Genomic DNA, 22,369 nt, shown 5'->3' with positions numbered 1-22,369 from the left:
GTCACCGCCGACTGCTCGACAGGGTCGCCTCGTAGCGGCTCTGCGCACGGTCGAGCGCCTCGTCCGCGTCGCAACCGTGGACCCGGAGCCAGCGGAGGAAGTCCGTGACGATGTCGATCACGGACTCCTCCGCCATCGTCCGGCCCACCCTGCCGAGCCCGGGTTCGTAACGGCAGGTCGGCGGCCTCAGCGTCGCGTACATGTCCAGCAACGCCTCGGCACGCGTCACCGACGGATCCACCGTGAGGCCGGCCGGTGACGTAAGCCCGGTGGCCAGCTCGCACCACGTCACCTTGCGGTTCTCGTGGAGCTGGACGCCCCAGCGGTCGGTGAGGGCCTCGACGAGTGCCATGCCCCGCCCGCCCTCGGCCTCGACGTCGGCGGTGACGAGGGTGGGCAGCGCCCGGGTGTCGGGGTCGTGGACCTCGATGCGCAGGTACGCACCGTTCACGGAAAGCGCGAGTGAGCCCGGCGTGCCGAGGCCGACATGGGTGACGACGTTGGACACGAGCTCGCTGACGCACAGTTGGGCCGCGTCGACGAGCCCGTGCAGATTCCAGGCCTTCAGACAGAGGCGTACGACGCGCCTCAGTGGGGCCACCTCCTCGGGGTGGGCGGTGAACTCCACGTTCCACGGCTTTCGCGTCAGGCACGCTTCCTGGATCAAGAGGGTTCTCCCATCGGTGTTCACACCTGCCGTTCACCAGCGGAGCGTCACGAGTCATCACTCTGCGTCGCCCGTCGGTGTTCAGCATGGGGCTGGCACATCCCGTTGTGCAATGTGCACGACGGGATTCCCGCTTCCGTGTGATTGGCAAGCCGTCCCCTTGGCACGAGACTGAACACTCGTTACGAGCCCGGGGTTTGAGAGGATCGAAATGGCCGGTTCACCGACGGCACGCCGACGGCGTCTGTCGATCGAGCTGAAGAAGCTCCGGGAGAAGAGCGCACTGACCTGCGCCCAGGTAGGCGAGGCGCTGGACTGGAGCGGCTCCAAGGTCAACCGTATGGAGACGGGCAGCGGCAGGGTCCAGCCGTCCGACATCGACGCGCTGTGCCGGTTCTACGACACGAGCGACGAACTGCGCGAGTTCCTCAAGTCACTGGCGCGGGAGGCGAAGACGCGCGGGTGGTGGCAGGTCCACGGTGCGGGTGTGCCCGAGTGGTTCAACATCTACATCGGCCTGGAGCAGGACGCCTCCACGCTCCGCCAGTACCAGTGCGAGGTGCTGCCGGGCCTCATGCAGACCAAGGCGTATGCCCGCGAGCTGCACACGACGGGCGCGCACATGTCGGCCGAGGACATCGACCGGGCCGTCCGCGTGCGGCTGGAACGCCAGGAGATGCTGTCGCGACCGGGCTCCCCCGACGCCTGGTTCATCGTGCACGAGGGTGCTGTGCGCAACGTCATCGGCGACCGGGAGATCATGCGTGAACAGCTCGAACGGATACTGGAGACGACCGAACTACCGAGCGTCACCCTTCAAGTCCTCACCTTCGACTCCGGCACCTACCCGGTGACGGGCTCCTTCACCATGCTGGGCTTTCCCGCCCCGGAAGACCCGGATCTGGTGTACCGCGACGGGATCACGGACGCGGTCTACCTGGAGGGCGAGCATCATGTACGGGAGTACACGCGAGCGTTCGACGGCTTGCGCGCCGCGGCCCTGAGTCCTCAGCGCTCCGCCCAGCTGATCAAATCCGTCGTCAAGGAGCACTCAAGGTGAACGCCGCAGAGCCCACGAGGGCTCCCCTGATGTGGTTCACGTCGTCGTACAGCAACGGCGCGGGAGGCGAGTGCGTCGAGTGCGCGATCGCTCAGGACCGCACCCTCGTACGTGACTCCAAGGACACGGGAGTCGCTGTGGTCTCGGTGGAGCACTACGCCTGGAATTCCTTCGTCCAAGCCCTCAAAGGCGGCCCTCGGTCGCACTGATTGCCGGCCGGCGCCCCAGCACCTGCTTCAACAAGCGCTCCGCGTTCCCCGCAGCCCAGGGAAACGGACCCTCGGGCCGACGTACGGAGGCCCACGCGTCGACGTGGACGGCGAGGACGGCGTCGATGAAGGGCTGCGGCGGACGGTAGCCGTGGGGGGGTGACGTAGTGCGTGATGAGGGACGGGGCGGCACGGGCGGCGCCTGGCTCACCCGGGATCCGTAGCTCCGCGTTGCCCTCCGGGGCAGGCCTGTCCCCCGCCGGACGCAGGTCGCATTCGTGCACTCCCCGGCAGACGTTCATCCGCTGGACCCGCTGGACAGCCTTCAGTTTCTCCGTGGACGCCGCGGGCACCGGCCCTGTCGAGTACGGCTTGCCGGCCTCCAGCCGGCCGACGTTCAGGCGGGTGTACGCGGGGCGGTGCCCCAGCCCGTGGGCGCCCGGCTCCAGGTCCGTGAAGGTGTCGTCGTCCAGGTGGTCGTACTCGCTGGGATCCCCGTGGAACACCCGCACATCATCGCCTCACGGTGGCGGTCGCAGCGCCCTGGCCGGGCATCACGTCACATTCCCGGCGGCCGGGCCGTCGTACTGCTGAGACACGGTCTGGTACGGAGCAGAGGAGAGAGCCATGTCGGCAGCCGGGACACCGAGCAACACAGCCACGCTCCACCGTTTCCACTCCGCCGTGAACAGCGGGGACCCGGAGGTCATCTCGAAGGCCATTGACGAGCTCGTCGCGCCGGATCTGCTCTTCCACGCGCCGGTGCCGATGGGCCTGACGGGTGCGGAGGCCCTGAAGCGGGTGTGGGAGGTGCTTCTGCGGGCGTTCCCCGACATCCACGTCGCCGTCGAGGAGACGATCTCGGAGGGCGACAGGATCGTCGTCAGGAACACGGTGACCGGGACCCATCGGGGCGAGTACCAGGGTGTGCCGCCCACCGGGAAGACCGTCACCTACAGCGAGATCTTCATCTTCCGCTTCGCGGGCGGGCGGATCGCCGAGGTGCGGGGTGTCGTGGACGTCCTCTCGCTGCTGCGTCAGCTCGGCGCCTTCCCGTCCTGACGAGGCTCATGAGCCGGGAGCCTCCCGTGTCAGGGCTCCGCTCCGGCCGGGGAGGGAGGTCCAGCACCCGGCACCGGGCCGGGTCCGCCGCGGCCGGGCGCTGCGGAGGGGACGGTGCTCGGGTGCCCGGCGCGTGAGCTGCCGGAGGTCCTGGTCGAGCTCGCCGCCGCACGGACGGACGAGAGGGGCGCCGACACGGATGCGCCCGTCCGAATCCATGGTCCGCGGGTCGGCGGGGCCATCGGGTGGGACGATCACCGACGAGGACCGACTTGCCGGGTCCGCATCTCGCAGGGGCCTTCGGTCACTGTCGGGGCGAGGTGCGCACCGTCCCGTTGTTCAGGCCGTCTTCTGCTTGTCCGTGGGTTCGCGGTCGTCCCGGTCCACGACGCCGGTTTCCATGATGGCGCTGCTGTTGTAGAGGGTGGAGGGCTTGGACCCGGCCGTGCGCGTGAGGTAGGAGCGCGAGCCGAGAAGCGTGAAGCTGTTTCGGTCGAAGATCCACTCGTCTCGGCTCATGGTGCCGGTCTCCTCGCGGGTGATTCCGATCCCGTGGCGCCCGGCGGCGTCGGTGGCGTCGGGAGTCACGCTCACGCCCGGGATCGTGGCGACGGTCTTGTACAGGGCCGCGGCGTTGGCCGGCGGCATGACTGTTTCGTTCAGGAGGTCGCCGATCTTCCTGAAGACGGCCCCGTCCTTCGATTCGTTTTCCAAGGGCCGGGTCTGGGCGTAGAGCAGTTTGCGCAGAGCATCGGTGTCAGTGGGCAGCTTGGCCAGCCACTGGTAGGTGGGACGCTCGATCCCGGCTGGGACTCCCTGCTCGGCACTGCCGTCAGGGGCGGCCGCCTCGATGGGAACCCGCTGCCCGGACAGAGGGGCGCCCTTTCCGGACTCACGGATCATCCCTATGCGAGTGATCGGTGCGGAGTCCTGCGACACCCAGATCTCGCGGCGGTGTGGAGCGCCGAGCTTCACCGGGCCGTCGAAGGTGCCTTCGTTGCCGCGGACCAGGCTTCGGACGTAGACGAACTGGTCGTCGCGGACCGGCTTGACGTCGGCTTCCATGGACGCGGCGGCGATGCGGTCGAGTGTGAGCACTACGTCGTTCGCCGCAGCGTGTTCCGCGACGGTCGCCTCTGCCTTGGCGCCAGGTTCCTGCTCCGTGCCGGGAAGTGTGAAGATCAGAGCGCCGGTGAGGGCCGTGGCGGGCAGCAGGAAGGCCGGAAGCAGCCGCCGCCGCTGAAGCGCAGGCGTTGCCGGGGTGGGGGCGGCCGTCTGCTCCTGGTCGATCTCGCGCAGCAGCACGTTCCGGTGGTGGAAGTGGCGGGCGGGCGAGAGGTCCCATTCGGGTGCGTCCGGCAACAGCTCGCGCAGATGTGCGGCGTCGTCGCCGGAACCGTCATGGCGGTTTGAGGCAGTCATCGGTTTTCCTCCTGTGAGCGCGCGGCCACGAATGCGGCCTGCTTCTTTACCTCTCCGCGGGGGCCGTGCGGTTCCGTGTTCTTTGCACTGAGCCGGTCAAGCCGTCGGCGGGCGCGCGCGAGCCGGGAGCGCACGGTGCCCAGGGGAATGTCCAGTGCCTCGGCGCATTCCTGGTAGGTGAGGCCGGACCACACGCACAGGACGAGAACTTCACGGTCCTGGCTGCGCAGTCCGCTCAGGGCGCCGTGGACCACGGCCAGCCGGCGAGCGTCGTCGATCCGGCCCGCGCTCTCCTCGGCGAAGTCCGTCACTGCGGGTGGAGCCGGTTGGCGTGAGAGGAACAGGCGCTGTCAGCGCAGGCGGCGTGTGGCGTTGTGCGCCTTATGAGTGGCGATCCCCAGGAGCCACGGTCTGAGCGACCCGCCCTCGGGGTTCAGGGAGGCTCGGGTCCGCCACGCGGCGAGGAACGTCTCGGACATGATGTCCTCCGCCAGTGACCAGTCCCCGGTCAGCCGCAGCCCATGGTTGTACACCGCACGCGCGTGTGCGTCGTACAGGGTGCCGAACGCATCGCGGTCCCCTGCTCTTATGCGCGCACGTAGCTCATCATCTCGATCCGTGTCTCTCACACCATGTACTCTCCGCAGCCCCGCCGGGGTTCCCGTGGCCTCCGTCACACCCCTTCCGGGTCGGCACAGCTTCACATGGGACGTTTGGCGCTGCTCCACCGCAGTCCCACCCCTTGGCGGCTCCACAGCTCGGCGAGTTCCTTGTCGTGCCGCAGGTCAGCCACGAGTGAGGCGGCCGGCGCCCCGGGGCCCCGCGCGGTGGCACCGGCGCGCAGGACGGTGACGTGGACGCGGCTGTGCGGGTGGTGGTCGTCGGGCAGGTGGCGATCGCGGGCGGTGGAACCGGTGAACCACCGCCGGCGCCGGGCAAGTGCGTGGCGGCACCGTGACACCGTGACACCGGGGCGGGGCTCGATGGGTAGTCTGCCCCCATGTCCGAGCCGCCGCCCTTCAGTCCCACCGTCACGCTGCTCACGGTGGGCCGGGTGTGGGAGGCCGCGTTCGCCGAGGGGCTGAGACCGCTCGGGCTGACCACCCGGAAGTACGGGCTGCTGGGGCACGTCCGGGGGACTCCGGGCATCTCCTTCAGCGAGCTGGCCCGGCGCTCGCGCATCACCGTGCAGAGCGCGCACGGCGCGATGGCGGCGTTCGTCGAGGCCGGGCTGGTCGACGACGGGACCGCGCACGCCGGGTCCGCGTCGGCCCTGCGGATCACGGCGGCCGGCGAGGCCCTGCTGGCCCGGGCCGCCGAGGTGGTGGCCCGCCTCGACGCGGAGTTCGCCGCGCGGCATCCCGAACTGACCGAGGCGCTGCGTGCGCACATGGTGCGGGCGATGTCCTCCGACGACTGACCTTCAGGTAGCCTGAAGGTTATGGAGATCCTGGTGCTGCCCCTCCGTGTCATGACAGGTGCCCCGCTGGTCGCGGGAGAGGGGGCGGGCGGCGCATGAGCTTCCGTCACTATCTGCGCCGGCCACCGGCCGTCAGCGCGGCGGAGGCGGTGCGGCTGGCCGCGGACGGCGCGCTCGTGGTGGACGTCCGCCGCGAGTTCGAGTGGAAGCGGGCCCGCATTCCGGGCTCCGTGCACATACCGCTCGAAGCGCTGCCCGAGCGCTGCCTGGAACTGCCCGACGACCGCCTGCTCATCACCTTCTGCACCGGCGGCATCCGGTCCGCCGGCGCGGCGAACCTGCTCGTGGAGAACGGCTTCGACGCCGTCAACATGAGCCGGGGCCTCATCGACTGGCGTGCCGCCGGCGGACCGCTCACCACCTGACGAGGTCTTCGCCGGGAGGGGCGGCCCACCGGGTTCGGAGGGCACGTGAGCATGTCGCGTGAGCGGCCCCGGGGTGGTCTGCCGACCGGTCCCGCCGGGTGGTCCGCCGTACGACCCCTTACTCGGTCCTACGGCGTCGCCCCCGTGATGCGGAGCACCGCCTCGCGGGTCAGTTCGCGGTCGGGCGGGGAGTCGTCCAGGGCCCGGTGGAGGGTCAGGCCCTCGATCAGGGCGTCCAGTTGGCGGGCCGTGGACGGGGAGAAGTGGAGTTCCAGGAGGTCGCGGCTGCGGCGCATCCAGCGTCGGCAGATGTTCCGGTACGTCTCGTGGCGGGCGGCCAGGATGTACAGCTCCTGGGTGAGGATCAGGTCGCGGCCGGGGCCCTCGGACAGGGTGTGGATGAGGTCGGTGACCGCTTCCCTGGCCCGGTCGGGGGTGGTGGCCCCGCTGAGGTGGCGCTCGAAGACGGTCACGATGTGGTCGGCGAAGCCGGTGAACGCCTCACGCAGCAGTTCGTCGATGCCGGTGAAGTGGTACGTCATCGAGCCCAGGGGGACCTGCGCCCGGGCGGCGATCTTGCGGTGGGAGACGCCGGCCACGCCCTCGTCGACGATCAGGTCGAGCGTGGCGGCGACGATGCGTTGGCGGCGGTGCGGATCGGTGTGTCCGGTGGCCATGGCGGGGTCCCGGGGTCAGAGCGTGCGGACCGGGCGGGCCGGGTTGCCCACGGCCACGACGCCGGCGGGGACGTCCTTGGTGACCACCGCGCCGGCGCCGATGACGGAGTCGTCGCCGATGCTCACTCCGGGGCACACGATGACCCCGCCGCCGAGCCAGACGTTGTCGCCGATGGTGATGGGGAGCGCGGCCTCGAGTTTGTCGCGGCGCGGCCGGGGTTCCACGGGGTGGGTGGGGGTGAGGAGCTGGACGTTCGGGCCGATCTGGCAGTCCTCGCCGATGGTGATGCGCGCCACGTCCAGCGCGGTCAGGTTGTAGTTGACGAAGGTGCGGGCGCCGATGGTGATGTTGCTGCCGTAGTCGACGTACAGGGGCGGGCGTACGTCGATGTCCTCCCCGGCGGCGGCGAGGAGCTCGGTGAGGACGGTGCGGGCCTCGGCGGGGTCCTCGAGGTACGCGGCCTGGTAGCGGGCCGCCAGACGCATGGCGTGCCGCTGGCGGCGGGCGATCTCCGGGTCGTCGGCGATGTAGAGGTCGCCTGCCAGCATGCGTTCGAGGTGGGTGCGCGGGTCGTTCGCGAAGTAGTCCGTCGTCGACATGCGTACGAGCGTACGCTCCGGAGCGCGCGCGTGGCGGCGTACGCTCCGGAGCCGGCGCGACGGGGTCAGTCCAGTTCGCCGCGTTCTATGCAGAACTCGTTGCCCTCCGGGTCGGCCAGGGTGACCCAGCCTCCGCCGTCGGGGCGGGTGTGGTCGGCCAGCAGGCGGGCGCCGAGGGCGACGGCGCGGGCGACTTCCTCCGCGCGGGTGCGGCCGGTGGGACGCAGGTCGAAGTGGAGGCGGTTCTTGGCGGTCTTGCCCTCCTCCACCCGGACGAACAGCAGGCCCGGGCCGCCGTCCGGGTCCGCGATCAGGGCCTCCGGGTCGCCCGGTTTGTCGTCGTCGGCGAGCGGGTTGCCGAGCATCTCGCTCCAGAACAGGGCGAGGTCGTAGGGGTCGCCGGTGCAGTCGAAGGTGATGTGGCGGATGAGGGGGTGGGTGGTCAACTGCCCTCCCGGGGCGCGGTTTCAGGGTCCGGTCCGGAAGCTTGCCGGGTGGGGAGGGGGTGGGGCGAACGGTTTTCCGGGGACCTGAACGGCCAGGAGCCCGCCAAGGGCCGGCCGGGGGCGGCGGGCGGGTCCGGCGGTCAGGTCCCCGGGGCGGTCACTCCGCCGGTGTCAGCTCCGCGCGGCCGAAGAGGAGGGCGTAGCCCGGGGGCAGCTGGGCCAGGACCCGGGTCACCAGGGTGTCGCCCACCAGCGCGGGCAGGACGCTCAGGACCGAGCTGACGTCCCAGCGGGCCGTGGCCGGGGTCGCGCCGTCGATGCGGGCCGCCACCGAGTCGACGAACTCCGCCGCCGTGAGTCTGCGGGCCGCCGGGATCTGGGACGCGACCGCTCTCGCCGCCTCCTCGGGCAGGGCGCGGGCCAGGTCGACGCGCTCGTCACCGACGACATGGCCGCCGAGGGCGGACAGGACGATGCGGGTGACGTCCTCCGCCTCCGCCCTCGTCGGGTACTGGCCCGACTCCTTCACCGCGTCGATCAGCTCGGGCCAGCCGTCGCGGCGGGCCGGACGGGGAACCCGGCGGCCCCGGTCGCGGTCCGGGGCCGGGATCACCGCTTGCGGGCGCGGGGACGCGGGCCTGCGCGGGGTGGTCAGCGTGGTCGGCGTGGTCATGTCGGTTCCTCTCCTCTCGGGGGCCCTTCCTCCTGCGGGCCCTCGCATTCCGGTGCCCTGTCGCGACGTCCGGACACCTCGTTCCCGGGCCCCGCCGCGCCCCGCTCCCCTGGACGGGGACACGGGGACACGGGGGCGCGTCCCGCGGGTGGCCGGGGGGGGGACGGCCGGTGTCCGCGGGACGCGCCGGGTGGGTGTCGTCAGACGTTGATCTGCTTGCGGCTGTCGCCGCCCGTGATCTGGATGCGGCGCGGCTTGGCCTGCTCCGCCACCGGGATGCGCAGGGTCAGGACGCCGACGTCGTAGGAGGCGTCGATGCGTTCCGTGTCCAGGGTCTCGCCGAGGAAGAGCTGACGGGTGAAGGTGCCCGTGGGACGTTCGGCGACCACCGGCTCGGCGTCCTCGGGGGCCGGGGAGCGCCGCTCGGCGCGCACGTTGAGGACGTTGCGCTCGACGTCCAGTTCGATGGTCTCCGGGTCGACGCCGGGGAGGTCGAAGTGGACGACGAAGTCGTCCCCCGCCCGGTACGCGTCCATCGGCATCACCGAGGGGCGCGAGGTGGAGCCGAGCACCTGCTGCGCGAGGCGGTCGAACTCGCGGAAGGGGTCGGTACGCATGAGCATCACAGTCCACTCCTCTCTTCGGGTCTGTCTGTGCGATGCCCTCACTTCGTCTTCTTATATAGCGCGGAGGAGGAAACTTGACAAGCCCTGACTCAAGTCGACCCCGCGGGTGTCGTGCCCGGATCCCGGGTTAGCCTCGGAAGCCGGTGAGAGAACGCCCTCATGGGCGCTGTGGCAGAAGGCAGGCAGACATGGCGAAGGTTCCCGGTTCGGTGATGGCCGCGAGCGGACTCGTCGGGGGGTACGGCGTCGCCCGCTGGACCCGCAAGCGGCAGCTGGGCGGCGTCGTCCTCGCCGTCGCCGGGGCCGCCGCCGCGCGGCAGTGGCGGGAGCGGGCCGGGGGCGGGGCGGCGGGGGCGCTGTCGGTGGCCTACGTGGCCGCGTTCGCGGGGTCGCACCCGCTGGCCAAGAAGGTGGGCGCCTGGCCGGCCGTGTTCGGCGCGGCGGGGGCCGTGGCGCTCGCCTCGTGGGCGGTGGCCGACCGGCGCGGCTGAGCCGCGCCGGCCCCACCGGACCGTCCGTCTCCGTCCGGACGCGCGGCGCCCTACGCCGTCGCGGGCCCGGAGCCCGGGCCGGTCCCCCCGCCCGCGCCCGCCCGGATGCCGCCCTTCGCGGGGGACGCGGCGGCGGTGAGCGGTGTGGCGATGTCCTCCAGGGAGCGGCGTTCCGCCTTCACCGCGAGGAACGCGGCCACCAGGCCCGCCGCGCACATCAGCCCGGCGCCGATCTGGAAGGCGAGGACCGTGTCGCCGACCTTGCCGGTGCCCGTGAGGTCGGCGAAGAGCAGGGGCCCGCTGATGCCTCCCGCGGCGGTGCCGAGGGCGTAGAAGAAGGCGATGGACATCGCGCGGGTCTCCATGGGGAAGATCTCGGAGACCGTCAGGTAGGCGCTGCTCGCGCCCGCCGAGGCGAAGAACAGCACCGCGCACCAGCAGGCCGTCAGCGTGCTCGCGCTCAGCGAGCCCCGGTCGAACAGCCAGGCCGTGCCGAAGAGCAGCACGCCGGAGGCCAGATAGGTGCCGGAGATCATCACGCGCCGGCCGACCGTGTCGAACAGTTTGCCGAGGAGCAGGGGGCCCATGAAGTTGCCGAGCGCGATGACGGCGAAGTAGTAGCCGGTGCTGCCGGACGGGACGTCGAAGAACGTCGTCAGGATGGCGCCGAAGCCGAAGGTGATGGCGTTGTAGAGGAACGCCTGGCCGATGAAGAGGGAGAAGCCGAGGACGGAACGCTTGCGGTACTTGGCGAAGAGCGTGCGGGCGATCTCGGCGAAGGTGACGCTCCCGCGCTGATGGATGGTCAGTTCGCTCTCGGCGCGGGGCAGCGGCTCCTTCGTCTCGGCCTCGATCCGCCGCTCGATGTCGCCGACGATGCGTTCCGCCTCCTCCTCGCGGCCGTGGATCAGCAGCCAGCGCGGGCTCTCGGGGACGTGACGCCGTACGAGGAGGATGACCAGGGCGAGGACGGCGCCGAGGGCGAAGGTCAGGCGCCAGCCGACGTCCGCCGGGAAGATCTCGGTGTTCAGCGCGAGGATCGACAGCAGGGAACCGCCGACCGCGCCGAGCCAGAAACTGCCGTTGATCATCAGGTCGACGCGGCCCCGGTACCGCGCCGGGATCAGCTCGTCGATCGCGGAGTTGATGGCCGCGTACTCGCCGCCGACGCCGAAGCCGGTGAGGAAGCGGAAGAGGAGGAACCACCAGGTGTCGAAGGAGAACGCGGTCAGGGCGGTGGCGCCGAGGTAGACCGCGAGGGTGATCATGAAGAGTTTCTTGCGCCCCCAGACGTCGGTCAGGCGGCCCCAGAAGAGGGCGCCGACGCAGGCACCGGCCACGTAGAGGGCGGCGGCGATGCCGGTGACCTGGCCGGAGGTGATGGGCAGTCCGCTGCCGGGTTCGGACAGCCGGCCGGCGATGTTGCCGACGACCGTGACCTCCAGGCCGTCGAGGATCCACACGGTGCCGAGGCCGATCACGATGGTCCAGTGCCAGCGGGACCACGGAAGCCGGTCCAGGCGGGCGGGAATGCTGCTGGTGACGGTGCGTCCGGTCGCGGACTGTGCGGTGGTCATGGGCTCCCCCCTCGGCGAAGCGAACGCCCGTCGTCTGCCCCGGGACACGCGGTTTCACGCCCGGCCGCTCCCGCACCGCGCCGCGCGCACCCGGCCGCTCCCGGCCGGCCGGCTAGGCCCCCATCGCCCGGGACACCGTGTAGATCAGCAGACCGGCCAGGGAACCGACCACCGTGCCGTTGATGCGGATGAACTGCAGGTCGCGGCCGATGTTGGCCTCGATCTTCCTGGTGGTGTGCTCGGCGTCCCAGCTCGCCACCGTGTCCGTGATCAGGGAGGTGATCTCCTTGCGGTAGGTGGTGACGACGTACACGGCGGCGCCCTCCAGCCAGCCGTCGACCTTGCCCTGCACCTTGGGGTCGGCCGCCATCCGGGCGCCCAGCGAGAGCAGCGAGGCCCGCAGGCGCAGCCGCAGTTCGCTGCGCTCGTCCTCCGCCGCGGAGACGATCATGGATCGTACGGCGGTCCAGGCGGAGGCGATCAGGTCCTGCACCTCGTCGCGGCCGAGGATGTCGCCCTTGAGGCGTTCGATCCGGGCGCGGGTGTCGGTGTCGGACTGGAGGTCGGAGGCGAAGTCGGTGAGGAAGCGGTCGAGGGCGCCGCGCGCGGGGTGGGCGGGCATGTCGCGCATCTCGGTGACGAAGCGCAGCAGTTCCCGGTAGACGCGCTCGCCGACCTTGCGGTCCACGAATCGGGGGGTCCAGCCGGGCGCGCCGCCCTGCACGGCGTCCATCACGGAGTCGCCGTGCAGCACCAGCCAGTCGTGCGCGCGGGTGACGACGAGGTCGACGGCGCGTCTGTGCCCGCCGTCGGCGACGACCTTCTCCAGCATCTTGCCCATGCCGGGTGCGATCTCCTGGGCCTCGGCGCGGCGGGTGACGGCCTCGCCGACCACCGCCTGGACGTCGGAGTCGCGCAGCACGGTCAGCGCGCCGCGCAGGGCCGCCGACAGTTCGGCGGTGACCCGGTCGGCGTGTTCGGGGACGGCGAGCCAGGCGCCGAGCCGGCCGCCGATCCCGACGGCGCGCAGCCGCAGCCGTACGACGTCCTCGGAGAGGAAGTTCTCACCGACGAACTCGCCGAGGGAGACGCCGAGCTGGTCCTTCTTGGTGGGGATGATCGCGGTGTGCGGGATGGGCAGGCCGAGGGGGCGGCGGAAGAGGGCGGTGACGGCGAACCAGTCGGCGAGCGCGCCGACCATGCCGGCCTCGGCCGCCGCGGCGACGTAACCGGCCCAGGGGCCGGCGCCCTGGTGGGAGGCCCATTCGGTGAGGACGTAGACCACGGCGACGAAGAACAGCAGTCCGGTGGCGGTGAGCTTCATCCGGCGCACCCCGCGCCGCTTCTCCTCGTCCGCGGGGCTGAAGGTCGTCATCGCGCGGTTCGAGAAGGCGCCGGTGCGGGCAGTCCGCCCTTCGGCGCCTCCGTCTTCGGTTTCCGCCGCTTTCGTCCGTTCCATCCGCTCCACCCGTCCGGTGATCCCTCACCTATTGTTCCTTCCTGACCGACTCCCGGAACGGGACAGGAGTTCCCGGCGTCTGTCCGGAAGGGGCTGGGCCAGGGACATCACCTAAGGGTTCCCGGCGTCCTCCCCGCCACCCATGACACCTCACGGGTGTGTCCGGCGCCTCACGGGTGCGTCTCACGCCTCACGGGTGCGCCCCCGCCGGGCAGCACCGCGCGACGGGCGCCCCGGCGGCCGCCCGCGGGCACGGTCCGGTCCGGACCGGGCCGGCGGGCGGGGAGACCGGACCGGGCGGCGGGCGGGGAGACCCGCTCAGCGGTCGCTGTCGCGGCCGTGGCCGCCGCTCCCCCCGCGGTGCCGGTCCCGGCGGTCGTGGAGGTTCAGGCCGAGCGGGTCGTGGAGGTCGTGGAGGTCGTGGCGAGAGCCCTCCACTTCCCGGCGGCGTTCCTCCCCGCGCTCCAGTTTCTGACGGCGGCGCTCCTCGCGCAGGCGCTGCTTCGCCGAGCGGGGGAGCTTGCGCTGGACGCCCACGCCGCCCCAGAAGGCCAGGCCCGTGACGACCACGCGAGGCGCGCCGGGCTCCCCCGGCACGCCTTCCTCGCGGTGGTCGAAGCCGCCCATGACGCCGACGCCGCGCACCACGACCTCGACCCCGGGCGGGACGACGACGTCCACCCCGCCCATGATCGCCACCGCGTTGATCACGATCTCCCGGTCGGCGAAGTACGCCTCCCGCAGATCGATCTCACCGCCGCCCCAGAAGGCGAAGCAGTTGAACCGGCGCGGCACCGTCCAGTGCCCCTTGCGCTGGAAGCCCGACATCACGGCCACGGCCCACGTCGACGCGGGCTCGTCACCGCGGACGATCCGGCTCCCCCAGTCGCCGCCCCGCTCCGGGTCCTTCGCCAGCGAGACGGCGGGCACCGACGCCGTGCCGTGGCCCGGCAGATCGCGGGTGATCGGCGCGAGGTCCCCGTACGTGCGCGCCCGGTACGTCGCGTCCAGGCGCTCCTCGAACTCCTCCATGTCCAGGCGGCCCTCCGCGAGGGCGTCCCGCAGGATCTCGGCGACCCGTTCACGGTCGGCGTCGGAGGCGCGGAGATCCCGGGCGGATGCGTCGTCGGTCATACGCAGCAGCCTACGAGTTGTCCCCGCCGCACGCCTACGGGACCGCCCGGCCGGTCCGCTCCGGCGGGGGTCCGGAGGTGTCCCCCGGCCCGTGCAGCATCTTCGCGATCACCGCCTCGATGTCCGGCTCCCGCACCGACAGGTCGACCAGCGGGTACTCCGCGGCGATCCGCGCCACCAGCCCCGCCGCCGGCGCCGACGCCGGGAACGCCAGCCACTGCCGGGGCCCCTCCACCCGCACCACCCGCGCCGGCGGCGGCGCGTCGATCGGCGACAGCTCCCGTTCGAAGTCCACCACCAGCGTCCGCTCGCTCCCGCCCGCCTCGTGCAGCCCGGCGAGCGCACCGTCGTACACCATCCGGCCGTGGTCGATGACCATCACCCGGGAACACAACTGCTCGATGTCCTGCAGGTCGTGGGTGGTCAGCAGCACCGTCGTGGCCCGCTCGGCGTTCAACTGCCGCAGGAACTCCCGCACCCTGGTCTTGGAGATGACGTCCAGACCGATGGTCGGCTCGTCGAGGTACAGCACCTCCGGGTCGTGCAGCAGCGCCGCCGCGATGTCCCCGCGCATCCGCTGCCCGAGGGACAGCTGACGCACCGGCACGTCCAGCAACGCCTCCAGGCCCAGCAGTTCGACCAGCCGGTCCAGGTTCTCCCGGTACCGCGCGTCCGGGATGCGGTACATGCGGTGCATCAGCTTGTACGAGTCGATCAGCGGCAGGTCCCACCACAGCGTCGTGCGCTGCCCGAACACCACCCCGATCCGGTGCGCCAGCCGCATCCGCTCCCGGGAGGGGTCGATCCCGGCGACCCGCAGCCGGCCGCCGCTCGGCGTGAGGATCCCGGTCAGCATCTTGATCGTCGTCGACTTCCCGGCGCCGTTCGGGCCGATGTAGCCGACCATCTCACCGCGCGCCACCGTGAAGGAGACCGAGTCGACGGCCCGCACCCGGTGCCGCTCCCGTCTCAGGAAGCCCGTCTTCCTGCGCACGTCGAAGACCTTCTCGACACCGTCCAGTTCAATGAAAGGGTCCGTCGCGTCCATCGTCTGCTCGCTAACTCCCCGTGCTCCGGTACGACCTGAGACCCGTCCGCCATGCCAGACCCGCCAGCACACAGCACCCCACCGCCACCAGCGGCGACGCGAACGCCGCCCACCCCGGCAGCCCGACCGGGTACGGCCGCTCCAGCACGTGGGCGACCGGCACCCAGTTGACGAAGGCGAGCGGCAGCACGAAGGTCACGCCGCGCACCAGGTCCTTCCCGAACACGCTCGGCGGATACTGCAACAGCGTGGTCCCGCCGTACGTGAACGCGTTCTGCACCTCGGCGGCATCCTGCGCGAAGATCTGGAAGGCCGCGCCCGCCACGAACACCGCCGAGAAGATCACCGCGCCGCTGACCACCATCACCGGCACCAGCAGCACCTTCGACGCGCTCCAGTCGACGTCGACCGACACCAGCGCCCAGCCCAGCACCGCCGACCCCTGGACGATCCGGCCGAAGCGGCGCACCGCGAACTGGTCCGCCCCGACCTGCGCGAGCACCGGCACGGGACGCACCAGCAGCGTGTCGAACGAACCGTCCCGTATCCGCGCGCCCAGGACGTCCATCGAGCCCAGCGCCAGGTCGGCCAGCCCGAACGACGTCACCGACAGCCCGTACAGCAGGGCCACCTCGGGCAGCGACCAGCCGCCGAGCGAGTCGACCTGCGAGAACATCAGCAGGATGCCGACGAAGTCCATACCGGTCAGCACCAGGTTGCCGACCATCGTGGCCACGAAGGAGGCCCGGTAGGTCATACCGGCCCGCACCCACATCCCCGCGATCAGCCAGTACGCCCGCAGCGCCTCGACGGCGACGTTGCGCTCACCCACCCTGCACCACCACCCGCCGCGTCGCCGCCGACTGCACCAACCGCCCCACCGCCAGCAGCGCCACCGCCCACGCCGCCTGGAACGCGAACGCCCGGAGCGCACCGGTCTCCCCCATCAGCACATCCGCCGGCATCTGCAGCTGCGCCGCCCACGGCAGCACCCGCACCACCTCGCCCAACGCGCCAGGAAAGGCGTTCAGCGGCAGCACCATGCCCGAGAAGAACACCCCCGCGATCATCACCATCTGACCGACGCCCTTGCCGTCCAGCAGCCAGAACACGCTCAGCGCCGCCAGATAGCGGATCGCGAAACTCACGACCGCCGCCAGCAGCACCGCGACCGCGAACGCCGCCCACACGCCCGCCTCCGTCGGCAGCGCCATCGGGAAGAACAGCCAGCCGACCAGGAACGGCACCACGCCCCGCCCCAGCAGCTGGAACAGCGCCCGCCCCACATCACCGGCCAGCCACCACAGCTGCAGATCGACCGGCCGGTACAGGTCGACGGCGATCTCACCCGTGCGGATACGGTCCATCAGCTCCTTCTCCGCGCCGCCGCCCTGGATCGCCAGCGTCGCGAACAGGCACTGCCCCAGCCACACGTACGTCACCGCCTGCGCCTGGTCGTACCCCCCGAGCCCCGGCCTCTCCTCCCACAGCGCCAGATAGGTGTACACCAGGATCAGCCCGAACACGGTGTTGGTGAACACCCCGGCCGCGGTGGCCGCCCGGTACGACGCGTACCGCCGGAAACCCCCCACCGCGACGGCCGCATACAGCCGTACCCAGCCCACGCCGCACCCCTCCTCTCCGCACCCCGGCACCGAAGCGCAGGAGCCTAATGCGCGCGGCGGGCCCGCTGCCACGCATTTTCCGCCGCCGCGGGGGCACCGGAACACCGCCACAGGACCATGCGTGTGAGAAGCCGGACGGGTGCGCGACGCGCGCCGCCGCCGGGGAACGGACCACCGGATGGGACAGTCTTGGACAACAGGCGCGCACCCCCCAGGGGGCGCGCGACACGACGTAAAGGCACGAACAGCGCGAACGAGGCGGAACAGGAGTCCGTGCACGACATGAGCGACGAGCCGAAGCCGCAGCAGCCCGCCCGGGGCCGGGCACCGAGACGGCCCCGGGCGGCCGACGCACCCCGGGACGAGGCGGGAGGCGCACCCCGGCGCACCGGCCGGCGCCGGCTGGTCCCCACCTGGCGGACGACCCTCGGGACCTTCCTCGTCGTCGCCCTGCTCACCGTCGGCGGCTTCTTCCTCGGCTACCACCTCGTAGGGATCCCCGCCGCCAACGCCCTCGCCACCCAGCAGGCCAACGTCTACCTCTACGCCGACGGCACCGTCATCGCCCGCGACGGCGAGGTCAACCGGGAGAACGTCACCCTCGACCGGATCTCCGAGGACGCCCGGCACGCCGTACTGGCCGCCGAGGACCGCGACTTCTACACCGAGTCCGCCATCGACCCGCAGGCCATGGTCCGCGCCGCCTGGAACACCGCCACCGGCAAGGGCAAGCAGTCCGGCTCCACGATCACCCAGCAGTACGTGAAGAACTACTACCTCCGTCAGGAGCAGACCGTCACCCGCAAGGTGAAGGAGTTCTTCATCTCCATCAAGCTCGACCGCGAACAGAGCAAGGACCAGATCCTCCAGGGCTACCTCAACACCAGCTTCTTCGGCCGCGGCGCCTACGGCATCCAGGCCGCCGCCCACGCCTACTACGGCATGGACGCCGCCGAACTCGACGCCGGCCGCGCCGCCTACCTCGCCGCCCTCGTCAACGCCCCCAGCCAGTACGACGTCGTCACCCACCCGGAGAACCGCGACGCCGTCGAGGACCGCTGGAACTACGTCCTGGACGGCATGGTCGACGAGGGCTGGCTCGACCCCTCCGAGCGCGCCGGCATGAAGTTCCCGATGCCCAAGCGGACCACCCTGCCCACCGGCCTGTCCGGCCAGCGCGGTTACATCGTGAACGTCGTCAAGGACCAGTTGATCCGGGACGGCATCGTCGACGAGGCCTCCCTCGACGCGGGCGGCTACCGCATCACCACCACCCTGCACAAGGACAAGCAGGACGCCTTCGTCGACGCCGTCGACGACCACCTGATGGACCGGCTCGACGGACGGAGCCGCAAGGTCGACACCTACGTCCGCGCCGGCGGCGCCTCCATCGACCCCGGGACCGGCAAGGTCGTCGCGATGTACAACGGCATCGACTACGTCAAGCAGTACACCCCGAACGCCACCCGCCGGGACTTCCAGGTCGGCTCCGCCTTCAAGCCGTTCGTGTTCACCTCGGCCGTCGAGAACGGCTCCCGCACCCAGGACGGCCGCCCCATCACCCCGAACACCGTCTACGACGGCACCAGCGAACGCCCCGTCCAGGGCTGGAGCGGCCACTACGCCCCGGAGAACGAGGACCACCGCGACTACGGCGACATCACCGTCCGCGAGGCCACCGACAAGTCCGTCAACGCCGTGTACGCGCAGATGGCCGTCGACGTCGGCCCCGACGAGGTCCGCGAGACCGCCATCGACCTGGGCCTGTCCGAGCACACCCCCAGCCTCGACGACGCCGGGCCCTCCATCGCCCTCGGCGTCGCCACCGCCAGCGTCCTGGACATGGCCGAGGCGTACGCGACCCTCGCCAACCACGGCGAGCACGGCGCCTACACGATGATCGAGAAAGTCACCCGCGGCACCAGGACCGTCGAACTGCCCGAGCGCCGCACCCGCCAGGCCGTCAGCCGCCAGGCCGCCGACACCACCACCTCCATTCTGCGCAGCGTCGTCCAGAGCGGCACCGCCACCGCCGCCCAGAGCGCCGGCCGCCCCGCCGCCGGCAAGACCGGCACCGCCGAGGAGGACACGGCCGCCTGGTTCGCCGGCTACACCCCCGACCTCGCCACCGTCGTCGCCGTGATGGGCCAGGACCCCGTCACCGCCGGTCACAAGTCGCTCTACGGCGCCATGGGCCTGTCCCGCGTCAACGGCGGCGGCGCCCCGGCGGAGATCTGGGGCCAGTACACCCGCGAGGCCCTCGCGGGAGAACCGGTCCGGGCCTTCGACCTGCGGCTCCAGCCCGGCGCCTGGGTCACCCGGCCGCCCGCCGACGCCGGCGGCACCGGGCCGGCCTCCGACGGCCCCGGCCAGGACACCGGCGGCCGGACCCCCGGCGGCACCGGGGAACAGCCCGCGGAGAGCCGGACCGACGAGGGCGGAGAAGGCGGAGAAGGCGGTGAGGACGGCGCGGACGGGACCGCGGACGGGACCGGGGACGCCACCGGCGGCGGCACCACGGAAGACACCGGGGTCACCGGGGACGGCACCGGGGACGAGGGCACCGACGGCGGCCCGGACGGCGGCGGGAGGACCGACGACGGCGACACCCCCCGCGGCGACTCCAACGGGGACGACGCCCCCGGCCGCACCGGACCGGCCGACGCGATCAGCCGGCACCCCCGCCGGGACTGACCGGCCGGCCCGCCCGGGCCCCGGCCCCACCGTCCCCGGCCCTCAGTGCCCGGAGGTCGCCTTCAACCCCACCACGGCGACCACCAGCAAGGACACGAAGAAGATCCGCGCGGCGGTCACCGGCTCACCCAGCACCACCATGCCCAGCACCGCCGCCCCGGCCGCACCGATCCCCACCCACACGCCGTACGCCGTACCGATGGGCAGCGTACGCGCGGCAAACGACAGCAACAGCATGCTGCCGACGATGCCGGCACCGGTGAGCACACTGGGCACCAGCCGGGTGAAGCCATCGGTGTACTTCATCCCGACCGCCCAGCCCACCTCCAGCAGACCGGCGACGACGAGCAGGACCCAGGCCATGACAGGCACCTCCGGGACACGAACGGGAACGGGGGTGCGTCGTCTTTGCCTTCACCCCGGTACGGCGCGTCTCGTCGGGGTCCCTTGGGTCCTCCCACCGTAGCCCACCACCGGAAAAGGGGCCGGTGACCATGGTCACCAGCCCTTCCCGTCACCGGTCTAGAGGTACAAGCCGGTCGAATCCTCGGCATCCTCGAACCGGTCCGCGGCCACCGCGTGCAGATCACGCTCCCGCATGAGGACGTACGCGGTCCCCCGGACCTCGACCTCCGCCCGGTCCTCCGGATCGAACAGCACCCGGTCACCCGGCTCCACGGTCCGTACGTTCTGTCCCACCGCGACGACCGCGGCCCAGGCCAGCCGGCGGCCCACCGCCGCCGTCGCGGGAATCAGGATGCCGCCCCCGGAACGCCGCTCGCCCTCACTGGTGTCCTGCCGCACGAGTACGCGGTCGTGCAGCATCCGGATGGGCAGCTTGTCGTCCTGGGAACTGTGCTCGTGTCTCTTGGCGCTCACGTCCTGAAACCTACCTGCATTCGCCGCGAACGGGGACGGGCGGGTCAGCGCCGGCGCCGGCGGGCACCCACGGCCAGCAGCCCCACGACCCCCACCACCAGCACCGCGACCGGAATGACCCGCTCCAGCCGGGGCGCGCCGTCCTCGTCCACGAACTGCGCCCTGACGTCGCTCACCACACGGTTGACACCGACGTACGCCCGCCCGAGCGTGTGGTCCACGTTGGACACGACCCTGGCCTTCGCGTCCCCCACGATCGTCTTCGGGTGCACCCGCACACCGATCTCGTCCAGGGTCTCGGCCAGCCCCGCACGACGGCTCCTGATGTCCGCCTCGATCTGCGCCGGTGTTCTGGTGTCCGCCGTGTCCGCCACCGTGCCGCCTCCGAAATCCGCTGATACCCGTACCTGTGCCGGACAGTCTGTCAGCTTCGGTCCGCCACTCGCCGTCAGGACCCCCGGTTACCCTCGATCCCGGCACCCGATCCACGCAGCGCGTACGTACGAGGAGAACAGACCGATGAGCCAACGCCTCCAGCCCGGGGACGAGGCCCCCGCCTTCACCCTGCCCGACGCCGACGGCAACGAGGTGTCCCTGGCCGACCGCAGGGGCCGCAAGGTCATCGTCTACTTCTACCCGGCCGCGCTCACCCCCGGCTGCACCAAGCAGGCCTGCGACTTCACGGACAACCTGGAACTGCTGGCGGGCGCGGGCTACGACGTCATCGGGATCAGCCCCGACAAGCCCGAGAAGCTCGCCGCGTTCCGCGAGAAGGAGTCCCTGAAGGTCACCCTCCTCGCCGACCCGGAGAAGAAGGTCCTGGACGCGTACGGCGCCTTCGGCGAGAAGAAGAACTACGGCAGGACCTACCTGGGCGTCATCCGCTCCACGATCGTCGTCGACGAGCGGGGCGAGGTCGAACACGCCCTCTACAACGTGCGGGCGACGGGCCACGTGGCCAAGATCATCAAGGATCTGGGCATCTGAGTCCGCCGCGCCCGGGGAACGGCCCGCACCGGAACTCCGGTACGGGCCGTTCCGCTTTTCGTACGTGACCGTCCGGTATCCGGTTCGTTACTCCGTGCGAGGCCGCGAACGGCTGGTCGAGGAAGCGGAGGGGCGCATGGTCGTGCGACAGGTGACGGATCCGTACAGCGAGGAGCAACTCGCCCTGGTCGTCCCTCAGGCCCGTAACTGGGCAGACCTGATGCGGCGACTCGGTCTCCCGGCCAATGGGGGGCGACGGCGCACGCTGCAGGAGAAGGTGGCCGCACATGGACTGGACACAAGCCACTTCGTCAAACGCAGCCCCTGGCGCAAGTACCCGGACGGAGCCATCGCCGCAGCCGCCGCATCGTCGTCATCGCTTCGCGAAGTGGCCCTCCGACTCGGTGCCACTCCTGCCACCGGGACCCTTTCCCACATCCGGCGTCGCATTCTCGCGGCGGGCATCGACATCAGCCACTTTCCAGGTATCGATCGCGACGAACTGGATCTGCCTTTCACCACCGAGGAGCTGAGAGAAGCGGCGGCGTCAGCGACCAGCATCCGCGGAGTGGCCCGTGCCCTCGGCGTGTCGGACGACAGCCGGTCACGCGCGACGCTGAGTCGCATGCTGCGCGCCCGGGGGATCGGCGTGGAGCACTTCGCTTACCGGCGTATCGCGATCCCCGAGGGCAGACTCCGCGAGCTCGTGCGGACCTCGACGAGCTACGCCGACGTGATGCGTGGTCTCGGGCTGAACGTGACCGACACCAATCATCGGCGCGTCCGACGTGCGGCAGCCCGCCTCGGCCTCGACACCAGCCATTTCAGGAGGCGGAGCTGGGGCCGGCCCGAGCGGCCCGCACCTGCCCTCATCGCCCACCGAGTGCTGGTCGTTCTCCCCGACCACGCGGGGCGTACCGGCAGGGCCCAGCTCCACCGGGCCCTGGCCGCACTCGGGGTGCCCTACGCCTGCGCGAGTTGCGGCAACACCGGGGAGTGGCTGGGGCGGCCGATCACCTTGCAGATCGACCACGTCAGCGGAGACTGGCGCGACAACCGCCGGGAGAACCTGCGGTACCTGTGTCCCAACTGCCATGCCCTGACGGAGACGTGGTGCCGCCAGAAGGGAAGGGTGGCCCTCGCAGGGTGACCCGTTCGCCCGTACACTGAGGTCGCCGGTCAGGCGTC

General features: G+C 71.4%; 26 protein-coding genes, 1 pseudogene and 1 riboswitch. Of the genes and pseudogenes, 9 read left to right on the top strand and 18 right to left on the bottom strand.

What is annotated here, in order from left to right:
- Window position 1 precedes the first annotated feature (1 nt).
- Window positions 2-667, bottom strand: coding sequence for an ATP-binding protein (locus tag ACF07S_RS04225; RefSeq protein WP_391973383.1), 666 nt, complete (start codon window positions 665-667; stop codon window positions 2-4).
- Between the two features lie 211 nt (window positions 668-878).
- Between ACF07S_RS04225 and ACF07S_RS04220 the strand changes: the two genes are divergently transcribed.
- The 3 genes from ACF07S_RS04220 to ACF07S_RS04210 all read left to right on the top strand — a co-directional run bounded on the left by ACF07S_RS04220 (window position 879) and on the right by ACF07S_RS04210 (window position 2,998).
- Window positions 879-1,727 (top strand): helix-turn-helix domain-containing protein, encoded by an 849-nt coding sequence (locus ACF07S_RS04220; protein ID WP_391973382.1) that lies wholly within the window; start codon window positions 879-881, stop codon window positions 1,725-1,727.
- A complete protein-coding gene (locus tag ACF07S_RS04215) occupies window positions 1,724-1,936 on the top strand; it encodes a DUF397 domain-containing protein (RefSeq protein ID WP_391973381.1) in 213 nt (70 codons plus the stop codon). The genes ACF07S_RS04220 and ACF07S_RS04215 overlap by 4 nt, the downstream gene beginning before the upstream one ends.
- Window positions 1,937-2,563: 627 nt before the next feature.
- On the top strand, window positions 2,564-2,998 hold the full coding sequence (locus ACF07S_RS04210) for an ester cyclase (protein WP_391973380.1): 435 nt from the start codon (window positions 2,564-2,566) through the stop codon (window positions 2,996-2,998).
- Window positions 2,999-3,337: 339 nt separating this feature from the next.
- Here the strand turns inward: ACF07S_RS04210 and ACF07S_RS04205 are convergent, their stop codons facing one another.
- From ACF07S_RS04205 to ACF07S_RS04195, 3 genes and pseudogenes are all read right to left on the bottom strand, one after another.
- A complete protein-coding gene (locus ACF07S_RS04205) occupies window positions 3,338-4,420 on the bottom strand; it encodes a CU044_5270 family protein (protein WP_391962365.1) in 1,083 nt (360 codons plus the stop codon).
- Window positions 4,417-5,049 (bottom strand): annotated as a pseudogene (locus ACF07S_RS04200) (RNA polymerase sigma factor). The gene ACF07S_RS04205 and the pseudogene ACF07S_RS04200 overlap by 4 nt, the downstream one beginning before the upstream one ends.
- 71 nt (window positions 5,050-5,120) lie before the next feature.
- Window positions 5,121-5,381, bottom strand: coding sequence for a hypothetical protein (locus ACF07S_RS04195; RefSeq protein WP_391973379.1), 261 nt, complete (start codon window positions 5,379-5,381; stop codon window positions 5,121-5,123).
- Between the two features lie 39 nt (window positions 5,382-5,420).
- On the opposite strand from ACF07S_RS04195, the gene ACF07S_RS04190 reads away from it, so the two are divergent.
- Both ACF07S_RS04190 and ACF07S_RS04185 read left to right on the top strand, forming a co-directional pair.
- Complete coding sequence (locus tag ACF07S_RS04190; RefSeq protein ID WP_391962368.1) at window positions 5,421-5,840, top strand: MarR family winged helix-turn-helix transcriptional regulator; 420 nt, start codon at window positions 5,421-5,423, stop codon at window positions 5,838-5,840.
- A gap of 95 nt (window positions 5,841-5,935) precedes the next feature.
- Window positions 5,936-6,265: a rhodanese-like domain-containing protein gene (locus ACF07S_RS04185; protein ID WP_391962369.1), complete on the top strand. Its 330-nt coding sequence runs from the start codon at window positions 5,936-5,938 to the stop codon at window positions 6,263-6,265.
- A 128-nt stretch (window positions 6,266-6,393) separates the two neighbouring features.
- On the opposite strand, the gene ACF07S_RS04180 is transcribed toward ACF07S_RS04185, so the two are convergent.
- From ACF07S_RS04180 to ACF07S_RS04160, 5 genes are all read right to left on the bottom strand, one after another.
- A complete protein-coding gene (locus ACF07S_RS04180) occupies window positions 6,394-6,942 on the bottom strand; it encodes a TetR/AcrR family transcriptional regulator (RefSeq protein ID WP_391973378.1) in 549 nt (182 codons plus the stop codon).
- 15 nt (window positions 6,943-6,957) lie between these two features.
- Entirely contained in the window at window positions 6,958-7,542 is a 585-nt protein-coding gene (locus ACF07S_RS04175; protein ID WP_391962371.1) for a sugar O-acetyltransferase, read from the bottom strand.
- Between the two features lie 65 nt (window positions 7,543-7,607).
- Window positions 7,608-7,988, bottom strand: a complete 381-nt coding sequence (locus tag ACF07S_RS04170) for a VOC family protein (protein ID WP_391973377.1) — start codon at window positions 7,986-7,988, stop codon at window positions 7,608-7,610.
- A gap of 157 nt (window positions 7,989-8,145) precedes the next feature.
- Window positions 8,146-8,661, bottom strand: coding sequence for a DUF2267 domain-containing protein (locus ACF07S_RS04165; RefSeq protein WP_391962373.1), 516 nt, complete (start codon window positions 8,659-8,661; stop codon window positions 8,146-8,148).
- Window positions 8,662-8,861: 200 nt separating this feature from the next.
- Window positions 8,862-9,284, bottom strand: a complete 423-nt coding sequence (locus ACF07S_RS04160; RefSeq protein ID WP_391962374.1) for an Hsp20/alpha crystallin family protein — start codon at window positions 9,282-9,284, stop codon at window positions 8,862-8,864.
- A 191-nt stretch (window positions 9,285-9,475) separates the two neighbouring features.
- Here ACF07S_RS04160 and ACF07S_RS04155 point away from each other — a divergent pair, with 191 nt between their 5' ends.
- Window positions 9,476-9,778: a hypothetical protein gene (locus ACF07S_RS04155; RefSeq protein ID WP_391962375.1), complete on the top strand. Its 303-nt coding sequence runs from the start codon at window positions 9,476-9,478 to the stop codon at window positions 9,776-9,778.
- A gap of 50 nt (window positions 9,779-9,828) precedes the next feature.
- Here the strand turns inward: ACF07S_RS04155 and ACF07S_RS04150 are convergent, their stop codons facing one another.
- The 6 genes from ACF07S_RS04150 to ACF07S_RS04125 form a co-directional block, all read right to left on the bottom strand.
- The gene (locus tag ACF07S_RS04150; protein ID WP_391962376.1) at window positions 9,829-11,355 is read right to left on the bottom strand and encodes an MFS transporter; all 1,527 of its coding nucleotides are present in this window, start codon (window positions 11,353-11,355) and stop codon (window positions 9,829-9,831) included.
- A gap of 112 nt (window positions 11,356-11,467) precedes the next feature.
- On the bottom strand, window positions 11,468-12,814 hold the full coding sequence (locus ACF07S_RS04145; RefSeq protein ID WP_391973376.1) for a DUF445 domain-containing protein: 1,347 nt from the start codon (window positions 12,812-12,814) through the stop codon (window positions 11,468-11,470).
- A gap of 318 nt (window positions 12,815-13,132) precedes the next feature.
- Window positions 13,133-13,948, bottom strand: coding sequence for a DUF1707 domain-containing protein (locus ACF07S_RS04140; protein ID WP_391973375.1), 816 nt, complete (start codon window positions 13,946-13,948; stop codon window positions 13,133-13,135).
- Between the two features lie 34 nt (window positions 13,949-13,982).
- Window positions 13,983-14,996 (bottom strand): ATP-binding cassette domain-containing protein, encoded by a 1,014-nt coding sequence (locus ACF07S_RS04135; RefSeq protein WP_391973374.1) that lies wholly within the window; start codon window positions 14,994-14,996, stop codon window positions 13,983-13,985.
- 10 nt (window positions 14,997-15,006) lie between these two features.
- Entirely contained in the window at window positions 15,007-15,771 is a 765-nt protein-coding gene (locus tag ACF07S_RS04130) for an ABC transporter permease (protein WP_391973598.1), read from the bottom strand.
- Window positions 15,772-15,820: 49 nt separating this feature from the next.
- On the bottom strand, window positions 15,821-16,621 hold the full coding sequence (locus ACF07S_RS04125) for an ABC transporter permease (protein WP_391973373.1): 801 nt from the start codon (window positions 16,619-16,621) through the stop codon (window positions 15,821-15,823).
- Window positions 16,622-16,903: 282 nt separating this feature from the next.
- On the opposite strand from ACF07S_RS04125, the gene ACF07S_RS04120 reads away from it, so the two are divergent.
- Window positions 16,904-19,315, top strand: a complete 2,412-nt coding sequence (locus tag ACF07S_RS04120; RefSeq protein ID WP_391973372.1) for a transglycosylase domain-containing protein — start codon at window positions 16,904-16,906, stop codon at window positions 19,313-19,315.
- A 42-nt stretch (window positions 19,316-19,357) separates the two neighbouring features.
- Here the strand turns inward: ACF07S_RS04120 and ACF07S_RS04115 are convergent, their stop codons facing one another.
- The 3 genes from ACF07S_RS04115 to ACF07S_RS04105 all read right to left on the bottom strand — a co-directional run bounded on the left by ACF07S_RS04115 (window position 19,358) and on the right by ACF07S_RS04105 (window position 20,568).
- Window positions 19,358-19,678 carry a DMT family transporter gene (locus ACF07S_RS04115; RefSeq protein ID WP_391962382.1) on the bottom strand — a complete coding sequence of 107 codons (321 nt, stop codon included), beginning with the start codon at window positions 19,676-19,678 and terminating at the stop codon, window positions 19,358-19,360.
- A gap of 33 nt (window positions 19,679-19,711) precedes the next feature.
- A riboswitch (guanidine-III (ykkC-III) riboswitch) is annotated at window positions 19,712-19,772 on the bottom strand.
- A 65-nt stretch (window positions 19,773-19,837) separates the two neighbouring features.
- On the bottom strand, window positions 19,838-20,194 hold the full coding sequence (locus ACF07S_RS04110; RefSeq protein WP_391962383.1) for a GroES family chaperonin: 357 nt from the start codon (window positions 20,192-20,194) through the stop codon (window positions 19,838-19,840).
- A 44-nt stretch (window positions 20,195-20,238) separates the two neighbouring features.
- On the bottom strand, window positions 20,239-20,568 hold the full coding sequence (locus tag ACF07S_RS04105; RefSeq protein ID WP_391962384.1) for a DUF3618 domain-containing protein: 330 nt from the start codon (window positions 20,566-20,568) through the stop codon (window positions 20,239-20,241).
- Window positions 20,569-20,713: 145 nt separating this feature from the next.
- On the opposite strand from ACF07S_RS04105, the gene bcp reads away from it, so the two are divergent.
- Window positions 20,714-21,181, top strand: a complete 468-nt coding sequence (bcp, locus tag ACF07S_RS04100) for a thioredoxin-dependent thiol peroxidase (RefSeq protein WP_391962385.1) — start codon at window positions 20,714-20,716, stop codon at window positions 21,179-21,181.
- A gap of 64 nt (window positions 21,182-21,245) precedes the next feature.
- Window positions 21,246-22,331 carry an HNH endonuclease gene (locus ACF07S_RS04095; RefSeq protein WP_391973371.1) on the top strand — a complete coding sequence of 362 codons (1,086 nt, stop codon included), beginning with the start codon at window positions 21,246-21,248 and terminating at the stop codon, window positions 22,329-22,331.
- The last annotated feature ends 38 nt before the right edge of the window (window positions 22,332-22,369 follow it).

Source organism: Streptomyces sp. NPDC016640 (genome assembly GCF_043076215.1).
Lineage (GTDB): Bacteria > Actinomycetota > Actinomycetes > Streptomycetales > Streptomycetaceae > Streptomyces.
The sequence above is the reverse complement of the archived record's forward strand: the minus strand, read 5'-3'. Positions and strand labels throughout refer to the sequence as shown.